Genomic DNA, 10,896 nt, shown 5'->3' with positions numbered 1-10,896 from the left:
GAATCATACACTTTAGTGAGATGGAGTACAAGGGAGAGCTTGCCCGGCGTGGGCGGGGAGCGGCGCGTAATTAAGTTTCCTGCTCTACAGTCCTGCGCAAGACGGAAAGCACATTAGGTGCTTTCCTTTGCGTGCGGAACTCGCGATAACTTAATTACGCGCCGCTCCCCGCCCACGCCGGGCAAACGTCATTGGACTTATCACTGACGTGAAGTGGACGCTTGTATATCGTCTGCTAGCTTGGCACGGTACAATGCTTTCAGATTTCAATTTATAAATTAGTGGGGTTAATTCATGGCAGAATCTCGTGCGGAGCGTAGGGCTCGTCGTGCTTTGGTGGAGGCGGCTGAGGGGTTGAAGGAGGAGAAATCTTCCAAGAATTCAAAGTCGTCTCAGGATTCGAAGGGTAAGTCGGTCAAGGGCAAGGCTAAGGCCAAGCGTCCCGGCTCTCGTCGGAGCGGGGATAAGGCGTCCCAGGCTCACTCCAAGCGCCCGCATAATGATCCGGTTTCGTCTGCACGTAAGGCTGTGGACCCCAAGTCTCCCTGTTCGATCATGAAATCTTGCGGTGGGTGCACGGCGCTCAATCGTCCTTATAAGAAGCAGTTGGCGGCCAAGCAGGCTGCTATGGAGGAGCTGTTTGCTGAGCTCTGTGAGCGTGAGGGTATCGCCGTTGATCCTATTCGCGGTATGGGCGTCACCCTGGGCGACCCGGGTAAATATCCTGCGCCGCGTGGCTTTCGTCATAAGGCCGCCACTCCCTTTGCCCCCGGTAAGGAGGGCGCTGTCCGTTGCGGTTTCTTTGAGCGCGGCACGCACAGAATCGTTGCCGTACCCGAGTGTCCTGTCGAGGCGCCAGGTGCCCGTCAGATTCTCAACGGCATCGCACGCGAAGCTGAGCGGCTGCATATTCCCGCGTTTAATGAGGACAAGCATCTTGGTCTGCTTCGCTATGCCGTCGTCCGCTGCGGTTGGCGTACCGACCAAGTCATGGTTACGCTCGTGACCGCCCAGCGCGACTTACCGCATGCGCAGGAGTTCTTTGAGGCCGTCGCGGCGCTCGATCCGCATATCGTCACCGTTGCCCAAAATATCAATGGCCGTCCCGGTAACGCCATCTTGGGCGAGGAGACTCGTATCGTTTATGGTGCCGAGTGCATGCGCGACCAGCTGCTCGGTTGCGAATTCGATATCTCCCCTACCGCGTTCTATCAGACCAATCCGCAGCAGACCGAGCTGCTCTATCAGCTCGCGATTGACGGCATGGACCTGCAGCAGGGTGACATTCTTATGGACGCGTACTGCGGCAGCGGCACCATCGGTCTGTGCGCCGCGAAGGATGCCCAGGACAGAGGTGTCGGCATTATGCTGCTCGGCGTGGAGCGCAACCCGGCGGGCATTGCCGACGCACGTCGCAATGCCGAGCTCAACGGCCTCACCCGCAGCGCCTGGTTTATGGCCGACGATGCCACCGATTACATCCTAGATGCCGCCGATAACAACGAGCGCGTCGACGTCCTTTCCATCGACCCGCCGCGCGCCGGCTCTACCCCCGAGTTCCTCGAGGCCGCCTGTGCACTTAAGCCGCGCCGCATCACCTATATCAGCTGCAACCCCGTGACCCAAGAGCGCGACCTGCACCAGCTCCTCGACGGAGGCTATCGCCTGCTCAAGATCACGCCGGTCGACATGTTCCCCCACACCGACCACACCGAAACAGTAGCGGTCCTCGAGCGCCGCTAACCAACCCCGGTAGCTTTTTGGGACAAGAAAGGGGGCGGCCCGTCTGGGCCGCCCCCTTTCGCTGCGCATATGAGTCCCGCTACATCCCCTTGCGCAGGTCGCACACGCCGGCTGCCGCCATCTCGCGCAGCAGCGTCTCGCGGTCACGCGTCACGATCAGGTCCAGCGGGAAGTGAATCTCGTCGAGCATCTTGCGCGCCTGGTCGAGCTTACCAATTGCCGTACCAATGTGTGCGTCGGTCGAGACGCCGATCCCCACGCCCAGCTCGGCGCAGCGCTCGGCAATCTTGCGGCACACGTTCCAATGCTCGGCATCCATGCCATGCTCAAGACTATGGTTATTGATCTCAATGATCTTGTGCTTGGCCTTGGCCGCCAACAGCACCTCATCGATATCGAACGGCACACCCGAACGACCCGTATGTCCAAGCATGAACACCTTGGGGTGCTCCAGGGCATTGATGTACATCTCGGTCGTCTGGGCGAGCGTCGCGCCTTCGGCAAACTGCGGATTATGCACGCTTGCCACCAAATAATCCAAATTGCGCGTCACCAAATCGAACAGCGAATGCTGGTGACTGTACGAATCGCCGGCAATATCGAGTGAAACGGGAATGTCCTCGCCAAACAAGCTTCCGTCCAGCGAAACGATATCGGCCTCGGCGCCGCGAAGCACCAGCACGCCGCTCCAAATGCGCGGCCAGATATCCTGGTTAATAAAGAACTGGAAACTGCGCAGGTCATTGGGGCAAGGCGTAACCATCGAGCTCAAGTGGTCCGCAGAACCAAGCACCTGCAGGCCGCGCTCCGCCGCCCAATATATGTTCTCCTCGATGGTTGAATACGCATGCGCAGAGAACATCGTATGAGTATGGATATCACAAGAAAGCAGGTAGGGCATCGGGTCTCCTTATCCGGTATGGCCGTCGCGTATATTCATTGTACGCATAGCATTCGATGGTCGTAAAACCGCTCCATCCCAACGACACAACGTCCATGACAACGGGGTCCGGTTTAAAACCAAACCCCGTTTCGCGTAAAACATTGTAAGCAGAGCGCTTTACTTTGGACGATACTCGTCGGCCAGCTGCTTCCAGGCGGGCAGTGAGTTAACGATAGTCTCGTAGCTCACGCAGTAGCCAAGGCGGAACCAGCCCGGCATGCCGAAGCTGTCCGAAGGCACCGCAAGCAGCTCATACTTCTTCGCGCGCTCGCAGAACGCATTCGCATCGGGCTCCAGCGCCTTCACCCACAGGTAGAATGCACCGCCCGGCTCAACATAGGTGTAGCCGTACTCCGCTAGTGCATCGGTAAGTGCGGTGCGGTTGCGCGCATAGGCCTTAACGTCACTCGGCTCATCGATGCAGTCGATAATTACGCGCTGGAAGAGCGCCGGCGCGCACACAAAGCCCAGCGTACGGGCGGCACCGGCAACAGCCGGCATCAGACGCGCAGCCTGCGGATTGGTATTGGGAACCAGGATCCACCCCACGCGCTCGCCCGGCAGCGAAAGTGACTTGGAATACGAGTAGCACACGATGGTGTACTCGTAGATCGAAGGCACCCAAGGCACCTCGGCGCCATAGACAATCTCGCGATACGGCTCATCCGAGATAAGCATGATCGGGTTCTCGGGATCGCGCTTGGCGTTGACCTCGCGTAAAACATCGGCCAGTCGCGTCAGCGTGTCGCGCGTATATACGGCACCGGTCGGATTGTTGGGCGAGTCGATGATGACGGCAGCCGTCTTATCGGTAATCGCCTTGAGCACGTTATCCACGCTCAGCTGGAACGTATCTTCATCGGCGAGCGCCTCAACACACGTACAGCCGGCCTTCTCAATCCACACACGATACTCCGGGAAGTACGGGGCGATAACAATGACCTCGTCACCCGGGTTCGTAACGGCATTGAGCGTGCAGGTGAGCGAAGCCGCCGCGCCCACGGTCATAAAGACATCCTTGCCCTCATAGCTCGTACCAAAGCGACGGTTGAGCGACTCAGCCACGGCGGTACGGCACTTTGGCAGGCCCGGTGCGGGCGTGTATCCGTGCAGCTGGTCACTGGGCAGTTCAAGCGCCTTTTTGATGGACTCCGCGACGGCAGCGGGTGCCGGAACGCTCGGGTTGCCCAGCGAGAAGTCGAACACGTTTTCCGCGCCGATTTGCGCCTTGCGCTCAAGGCCATAGCTAAAAATCTCGCGGATGATGGAGCTTTCCGCACCGCGAGCATACATAGTTTCGTTGATCATCTGTTCCCCTTTCGCATAGGCGCTATTGTACGCTTTAGTCGGGAAAAGCGCCGCAGCAATGTTGATTGGGGACAGACTTAAATGCGTGAAAACGCTCATTTAAGTCTGTCCCCAATCAACAGATGGCCCCATATCGCTCAAAAGAAAAGCCTCCGCAGGTTTCCCCGCGGAGGCTTTCACCACAAAGACTATTTGTCGTCGTCGGTGTCGGCACCGGCATTGACGGCACAGTCATCATCGGCAGTCTCGGATGTGGCTTCGGCATCCTCCTGCATAGCCGCCTGCGCAAATGCCGCGGCATCAGCCGCCAGCTCCTCCTCGCTCATGCGAGGCGCACGCTTCTTGGTCGGCATGCCGGCCGCCTTGGCGTTGCGCTCCTCCTTGGCCGCCAGGATATCGCCCTCGCGCTCAAGGTAGACATCCCACTCGTTGTCGAGCAGGGCGTTCACGGCGTCACCCTCGACGGTCTCGCGCTCAAGTAGTACCTTGGCCATCAGGTCGAGCTGATCGCGACGGGCATCCAGGATCTCGACCGCACGACGATGGGCCTCACGCATAATGCGCTGGACCTCGATATCGATGCGACGCGCCGTCTCCTCGGAGTAATCCTGATGGTCGGCATAGTCGCGGCCCAGGAATACCTGATGCTGCGCCTCACCAAACACCTGCGTTCCAAGCTCCTCGCTCATGCCCAGGCGCGTGACCATCTCGCGCGCCATCTTGGTCGCGCGCTCCAGATCGTTGCTCGCGCCCGACGTGATGTCGTCGCACATGAGCTCCTCGGCCACGCGACCGCCCAAGAACACGGCAAGCTCGTCGAGCATCTCGTTCTTGGTCTTGAGGAAGTGGTCCTCCTGCGGGAGCTGCAGCGTGTAGCCCAGCGCCTGGCCGCGGCTGACGATCGAAATCTTGTGAACCGGATCGGAGTGCTCCAGGATGTGACCCACCAGGGCGTGACCGCTCTCGTGGTAGGCAATCGTGGTGCGCTCGGCCTCGGTCATCACGCGACCCTTGCGCTGCGGACCAGCAATCACGCGCTCCATCGATTCCTCGACCTCGTCCATCGAGATCACGGAACGATGGCGGCGGGCAGCCAACAGCGCAGACTCGTTGAGCAGATTTGCCAGATCGGCACCGGTAAAGCCAACGGTCATCTGGGCGAGTTTCTCAAACTTCACGTCCTCGTCCATCGGCTTGTTCTCGGCATGCACGCGCAAGATCTGCTCGCGGCCCTTCACATCCGGACGGTCGACCGTAACCTGACGGTCAAAACGACCGGGACGCAGCAATGCCGGATCCAGGATGTCAGGACGGTTAGTCGCAGCGATCAGGATGACCGACTCGCTCTCCTCAAAACCGTCCATCTCGACCAGCAGCTGGTTGAGCGTCTGCTCGCGCTCGTCGTGACCGCCGCCCAAGCCAGCTCCGCGCTGACGTCCCACGGCATCGATCTCATCGATGAAGATGATGACGGGGGCCTGGGACTTGGCCTCCTTAAAGAGGTCACGCACACGGCTGGCGCCGACACCCACGAACATCTCGACAAAGTCAGAACCCGAGATGCTAAAGAACGGCACGCCCGCCTCGCCGGCAACGGCCTTGGCCAGCAGCGTTTTACCGGTGCCCGGAGGGCCCACCAGCAACACGCCGCGCGGGATCTTGGCGCCCAGCTTGCGATAGCGATCGGGATCGCTCAAAAAGTCGCGGATCTCCTCGAGCTCCTCGACCGCCTCGTCCACGCCGGCAACGTCTTCAAACTTGACCTTGGGGCGCGTGGCCTCGTTGGTCTTGGCGTTGGTCTTGCCAAACTGCATGTTCCTGTTGTTGGCGCCCATCATCTGGCGCATAAAGTAGAACATGATGGCAATCAGGGCGATCGTTGGAAGCACGCTCATCGCCAGGTCGCCCCAAAAATCGGGATCATTGGTGTTGACGATGTACTTGGTATCGGGGTGCTCCGCCATAAGCTCGGCAAGCGAATCGGAGCCGACATAGGTCGAGGAGAAGCTCTTGAGCTCGCTCGTATCGCCCTTGTCCTTCTTCGTCTTCCAGTAATGACCCGTCACGCTTCCGTCTTGAACCGTATAGGTCAGATCTTCGACGCGATCCTGCTTGATGGCACTCACCATCTCGCTCGTCGCGAGCTTAACGGTATTGCTGGAATTGGCAAAGCCGGAGCCCATGTTAAAGAAGGCGTAGCCCAGGAGCGCGCAAGCCAAAATAAAATACAGCCAGCCCGTACGCGTGGGCTTCTTGCCTCCGGGCACCCCCGGGATCTTAGGCTCCCGGGGAGTCTGGGAATTGTTATCGTTACGGTCGTCGGGCATCTTACGAATAAACCTCCGGTTTCAAAATGCCCAGATACGGAAGGTTACGATAGCGCTCGGCATAGTCGAGGCCGTAGCCCACCACAAAGGCATCGGGGCAATGGGTTCCAACATACTTGGGCGTGATGGCCGAGGTACGGTCCTCAACGTCCTTCCACAGGAAGGCGGCGACCTCCAGAGAAGCGGGCTTGCGGCTCTCGAGGTTCTTCATCAGGTACTTGAGCGTCAGGCCCGAGTCCAGAATGTCCTCGACGATCAGCACGTCGCGACCGCGGATGTCGATATCCAGGTCCTTAATGATACGCACGATACCCGAGGACTTCACACCGTCGCCATAGCTCGAAACAGCCATGAAATCGATGTTGGTCGGCAGCTCGATCTTGCGCATCAGGTCACCCATAAAGACCACAGCGCCGCGCAGGACCGCAATCAGCACCAGATCCTTACCCGCGTAGTCGCGAGTAATCTGCTCGCCTAGGCGAGAGACGATACCGTCGATATCCTCCTGCGTAAACAGAACCTTCTCGATATCCGGATGTTGAGAAGCCATGACAACCCTTTCTTGTGCTTATCGCCCACACACCGCCGTATGGACGCGAACTTCACATTCTAGCAGCGCACGGGGTATATTTTCCAGCCCGTACGCCATCAGCGCGGGAATACCGTCAACGTCGCACAGAATAGCTGGCGTGGGACGCTATTCCGCATCGACCACACGAAGCAGATACGCCACGCGCGTTGCGGCCGTGCATTTAAAACGCTCGTCCGCGCGAACGCCCCCGACCCATACCACGGCACCTCCCGGAGCCGTTCTCACCACGGGAACGCCTGCGCGCTCAGAAACAGGAATACGAGCCTCGTTGAGCAGGTCGGACACCTTCTTACTTCGCCCACTCATGCCCAACGGACACATCACATCCCCCGGCACGGGACCGTCTACCCACAGACGCGCCAAACGCGCCTCGGCGGGAATCTCCCCGCGCGAGCCGGCGAGCATCCGTTCGCTATCGCGATCGGCAAAGCCCAGCGTCGCGGCATCCACCATAGCGGCCACCCCTCCGGCACCCGCGAGTTCGCGGGCACGGCGCACAATATCACACCCCGGCTCGACGGCCATCGGCTCTGCCACCAGGATGCGGCCCGCCCCCAGCGGCAATCGACCGGGAATGGTGACCCAATCGGCAACTAGCCCCTCGCGCGCCGCCGGGGCCTTGAATGACAGCATGCCAAACTCCACGCGCGCATCGATTCCCGCCGGCAGCGTGACCGAGCCCGAGCCTTCGGCGACACAGGCGAGCACGCGCTCCACATGCCGCATCTCCGGGCGAGCGTCGGGGTCGATACGCTTAATTGCCAGTCGCACCATGCGCCGAGCAATCACCACCTCGGCCGCGGCCAGTCGGCGAGCGTCAAGGACCAGTGCACCCGCCGCCTCCTTACGCAGGCAGCTTCGAAACGCCTGTGCGGAAAGCTGGGAAAGAAAGGCGTCCTCATCGCCTAAGATCTCGCAGGCGGCGCCAATCGTCTTGCAGACGCTTGCGTTGCGCTGTGCCACCACCGGCATCACTCGATGGCGCACGTAGTTACGCAAGTACGACACGTCCTCGTTGCTCTCGTCCTCTCGCCACGGCTGACCATGCACCTGCAGATAGCCCACGAGCTCATCATGGGTCAGGTCGAGCAAGGGCCGCACCACGATATTCCTCCGGCGAGGAATGCTCGATAGACCAGCGGGCCCCGAACCCTTAATCGCGTTCATCAAAAACGTTTCCGCCCGATCAGAAGACGTGTGCGCAGTGCAGATACGAGCCGCCGTTCGCGGTGACCCCGTCTGGGCGCAGAGCTCGCGAACATACCTCCGCGCCGCGGCATAGCGCACCTCGCGGGCAGCCGCCTCGATATTGCCCGATTCATCATCAAAATAGGCATGCTCAACGCACAGCGGCAAGCCATATTGTGCGCATAGGCCGCGCACAAAGGCCTCGTCGCCATCGGATGCCTCGCCGCGCAGATGATGGTTCACATGCAGCACGTGCAGTCGCTCGCGCGCGATGGGGGCTATCCCACGCCCATCCAGAATATCCAACTTTGATGTGCACGCCATAAGGAGCAAAGCCGTCGAGTCCGCACCACCTGATACCATGAGCACCACGGGGGCAGCCGTCTGCCGCGTTGCCAGGGCCTTATCATCGGCCCACGATGCAGCATGGTGTCCATAATGCTGAGATACCGTTGGCATTTGCTTCCTCCTCTATTCGTTCGCACCCATTGTATCCTTTGGAATCTTATGTCTCGTCTGCACCTTCATATCCTTGGCAGCGGCTCAAAAGGCAACTGCGCGCTCATCGAAGGCCCCCGGGGGCTCATCATGATTGACGACGGTCTTTCTCGCCGCGAGACATTAAAGCGCATGGCGGAACTGGGGCTCTCGGCAGACAACATCTCGGCTCTTCTCATTACTCATGAGCATAGCGATCACATCAAGGGTCTCGATGTCTGGTGCAAGCACTGGCACGGTCCCCTCTTTGCCAGCAGGGGCACACTTTCGAGCAAAGAAAATCTTTCGCATCTGCCTGTCGAGGAATTCGACCCCGGTGACACCCTATCCATTGCCGGCATCCACGTGCAAACCTACTCAACATCACACGATGTCATAAATCCAATCGGCTTTCGATTCGACGCCCTCGATGATTCCATCGGCTTTGCTACCGACACCGGAGAGCTATCGAGCCAAGCCATGAACACCCTCAAAGATTGTCGAGTCCTCGCGCTCGAAAGCAACCACGATGTGACCATGCTGCGCGAGGGAGAATATCCCCGCTTTCTTCAGGAGCGCATCCTGTCTGCAAGGGAACACCTCTCCAACGGCCAAGCCGCCGAAGCCGCGCGCGAACTTGTTACCGATCGCACCGAACAGCTCATTGCCATGCATATCAGCCAAGACAACAATCGTCCGAGCCTTACCGTCAAAAGCTATGCCAAAGCTCTAGCCGCAACCCTGGATGACGAGCTCGGCAGCTCCGCCACCCTTCTCCAAGGATCGCGAAAACTCTCGATACGCCCCGCAAGCCAGTATCGGCCAGCAACCATTCAATAGACTGTCCTAAACAGCAAAAGGGGCCGGGAATCGCTTCCCAGCCCCTTTTGTTGTCTTTTAATAGCGAAGAACACCAACGAAGTTAGTCGATGGAGATCTTCGTAACGTTCTTCTTCTCGACGATCTTGGGAACCGTAACGGTCAGGATGCCGTCAGCGTACTTAGCCGAGAGGCCCTCGCTCGAAGCGTCCTTAAGATACACGCCACGCGTCGCGCTGTACGAGCTGAACTCCTTCTGCAGGAAGTTCTTGCCCTCGTTCTCCTCGTCTTCCTCGACATTCACGCTAATGGACAGACGGCCCTCGTTAAGCTCGACATCGATATCGTCCTTGGCGACGCCGGTCAGATAAGCCTTGACCTCATAGCCATCGCCCTTATCCTCAACGTCAACGGGGAACGCCTTAGAGGCAATCGAGCTGTTCGCTAGGTCGCTCATATCATCAAACAGATCGAACAGCGAGCTTGCAGAGGGACGAACGCCAAAAACCGAACGATAAGGAACCATGCTTGCCATGTTTACCACTCCTTTATAGGACTGCCGAGTCATCTTTTAGGTGACTGGGACTTCTTTTGACGCTCTTATATATGCCCACCCAGTGCTCATATATACATCAACTATAAAGTTTTTTGAGTCCATTACTATAAGCATATCTAAGTGCGTTTGACTCAGGTTTTAGGAAGGTTAAGGTTCTTTGAACCAGAGCTTAAATACCGAGTATGTCCCCAGCTACAAATAACAAGGGGCTTACAATGAGCGCGTACACGTTGTTGGTAACGAGCTAAAGAGCATCATGGACGACCAAAACCAGAACAATATGTTTATGCCGACGCAGGGGGAAGATACTTCCACGCAGCCGCCACGGTTCCATCGCCCCCACATCTCGCAAGAGCCCATTAATGATCCAGAGCCCGAGTATGTGACGAGAAATCGATATCAAACGCTCGAGGATGCCCAAACGGGGCGTAAGCATATGGGCGTCGCATCGGGCGATCCCGTATATCTGAAAGATGCACCGTTATCAAAAAACAGCGCAATCAATGACGACACGACGAAAACGCCCATAACTCGGCAGCAAAGAGGTCCTCGACCTAAGCAAACATTAACGCATTCGGCTCGTTATCTCGAGACGCCAAAACAAGGGAAAACGATCTTCGTTTCATCAAGTAAACGACGTAAGCAGCATCGACTCCAATTGCTACTTTTGATCATTGTGGTCATAGCAGTTGCCCTTGTGATTCGATTTATTGTCTTTAAATAAAAGCTCATTACTCATAAGCCCAACCGGGTTACAGGTGAAATGCAACTACTTTGTGATGTGTTAACGCAAAAAAGGGGGAGGCCGCGAGGCCTCCCCCTTCTCAATTCAAGCGTACGGCTCGGTGCCGTCCACCGGTCAGCGGCGCCCTGGCCTCCCACGGGCTGACCCCGCAGTACTCTCGGCGCGATGGGGCTTAGCTTCCGGGTTCGGAACGGGACC

9 protein-coding genes and 1 rRNA gene are annotated in these 10,896 nt (G+C 58.3%); 3 read left to right on the top strand and 7 right to left on the bottom strand.

Features of this window, described 5'->3' with window-relative positions:
- Nucleotides 1-294: 294 nt before the first annotated feature.
- On the top strand, nucleotides 295-1,743 hold the full coding sequence (gene rlmD, locus AB5Z20_RS09650) for a 23S rRNA (uracil(1939)-C(5))-methyltransferase RlmD (protein WP_368157150.1): 1,449 nt from the start codon (nucleotides 295-297) through the stop codon (nucleotides 1,741-1,743).
- Nucleotides 1,744-1,822: 79 nt separating this feature from the next.
- Here rlmD and AB5Z20_RS09645 read toward each other — a convergent pair whose 3' ends face one another.
- From AB5Z20_RS09645 to tilS, 5 genes are all read right to left on the bottom strand, one after another.
- Nucleotides 1,823-2,644, bottom strand: coding sequence for a phosphatase (locus AB5Z20_RS09645; RefSeq protein WP_368157149.1), 822 nt, complete (start codon nucleotides 2,642-2,644; stop codon nucleotides 1,823-1,825).
- A 159-nt stretch (nucleotides 2,645-2,803) separates the two neighbouring features.
- On the bottom strand, nucleotides 2,804-3,994 hold the full coding sequence (locus AB5Z20_RS09640; protein ID WP_368157147.1) for a pyridoxal phosphate-dependent aminotransferase: 1,191 nt from the start codon (nucleotides 3,992-3,994) through the stop codon (nucleotides 2,804-2,806).
- 188 nt (nucleotides 3,995-4,182) lie between these two features.
- Nucleotides 4,183-6,321, bottom strand: a complete 2,139-nt coding sequence (gene ftsH, locus AB5Z20_RS09635) for an ATP-dependent zinc metalloprotease FtsH (RefSeq protein ID WP_368157145.1) — start codon at nucleotides 6,319-6,321, stop codon at nucleotides 4,183-4,185.
- A 1-nt stretch (nucleotide 6,322) separates the two neighbouring features.
- Nucleotides 6,323-6,871, bottom strand: a complete 549-nt coding sequence (gene hpt / locus AB5Z20_RS09630; protein ID WP_117774133.1) for a hypoxanthine phosphoribosyltransferase — start codon at nucleotides 6,869-6,871, stop codon at nucleotides 6,323-6,325.
- Between the two features lie 147 nt (nucleotides 6,872-7,018).
- Nucleotides 7,019-8,560 (bottom strand): tRNA lysidine(34) synthetase TilS, encoded by a 1,542-nt coding sequence (gene tilS, locus AB5Z20_RS09625; protein WP_368157143.1) that lies wholly within the window; start codon nucleotides 8,558-8,560, stop codon nucleotides 7,019-7,021.
- Between the two features lie 48 nt (nucleotides 8,561-8,608).
- Between tilS and AB5Z20_RS09620 the strand changes: the two genes are divergently transcribed.
- Entirely contained in the window at nucleotides 8,609-9,418 is an 810-nt protein-coding gene (locus AB5Z20_RS09620; protein ID WP_368157142.1) for an MBL fold metallo-hydrolase, read from the top strand.
- 82 nt (nucleotides 9,419-9,500) lie between these two features.
- Here the strand turns inward: AB5Z20_RS09620 and AB5Z20_RS09615 are convergent, their stop codons facing one another.
- Nucleotides 9,501-9,932, bottom strand: a complete 432-nt coding sequence (locus AB5Z20_RS09615) for an Hsp20/alpha crystallin family protein (RefSeq protein ID WP_035138719.1) — start codon at nucleotides 9,930-9,932, stop codon at nucleotides 9,501-9,503.
- A gap of 277 nt (nucleotides 9,933-10,209) precedes the next feature.
- Between AB5Z20_RS09615 and AB5Z20_RS09610 the strand changes: the two genes are divergently transcribed.
- Nucleotides 10,210-10,677, top strand: a complete 468-nt coding sequence (locus AB5Z20_RS09610) for a hypothetical protein (RefSeq protein WP_368157141.1) — start codon at nucleotides 10,210-10,212, stop codon at nucleotides 10,675-10,677.
- Nucleotides 10,678-10,810: 133 nt separating this feature from the next.
- Here AB5Z20_RS09610 and rrf read toward each other — a convergent pair.
- Nucleotides 10,811-10,896: ribosomal RNA gene (gene rrf / locus AB5Z20_RS09605) — 5S ribosomal RNA — on the bottom strand; the annotation flags it as partial.

This window comes from Collinsella aerofaciens (genome assembly GCF_040910245.1).
In the GTDB taxonomy this organism is placed as follows: domain Bacteria; phylum Actinomycetota; class Coriobacteriia; order Coriobacteriales; family Coriobacteriaceae; genus Collinsella.
The sequence above is the reverse complement of the archived record's forward strand: the minus strand, read 5'-3'. Positions and strand labels throughout refer to the sequence as shown.

Excerpts from the sequence above, each read along its gene's own strand:
- rlmD (WP_368157150.1), top strand. The coding sequence starts at position 295 with ATGGCAGAATCTCGTGCGGAGCGTAGGGCTCGTCGTGCTTTGGTGGAG.
- AB5Z20_RS09645 (WP_368157149.1), bottom strand. The coding sequence starts at position 2,644 with ATGCCCTACCTGCTTTCTTGTGATATCCATACTCATACGATGTTCTCT.
- AB5Z20_RS09640 (WP_368157147.1), bottom strand. The coding sequence starts at position 3,994 with ATGATCAACGAAACTATGTATGCTCGCGGTGCGGAAAGCTCCATCATC.
- ftsH (WP_368157145.1), bottom strand. The coding sequence starts at position 6,321 with ATGCCCGACGACCGTAACGATAACAATTCCCAGACTCCCCGGGAGCCT.
- hpt (WP_117774133.1), bottom strand. The coding sequence starts at position 6,871 with ATGGCTTCTCAACATCCGGATATCGAGAAGGTTCTGTTTACGCAGGAG.
- tilS (WP_368157143.1), bottom strand. The coding sequence starts at position 8,560 with ATGCCAACGGTATCTCAGCATTATGGACACCATGCTGCATCGTGGGCC.
- AB5Z20_RS09620 (WP_368157142.1), top strand. The coding sequence starts at position 8,609 with ATGTCTCGTCTGCACCTTCATATCCTTGGCAGCGGCTCAAAAGGCAAC.
- AB5Z20_RS09615 (WP_035138719.1), bottom strand. The coding sequence starts at position 9,932 with ATGGCAAGCATGGTTCCTTATCGTTCGGTTTTTGGCGTTCGTCCCTCT.
- AB5Z20_RS09610 (WP_368157141.1), top strand. The coding sequence starts at position 10,210 with ATGGACGACCAAAACCAGAACAATATGTTTATGCCGACGCAGGGGGAA.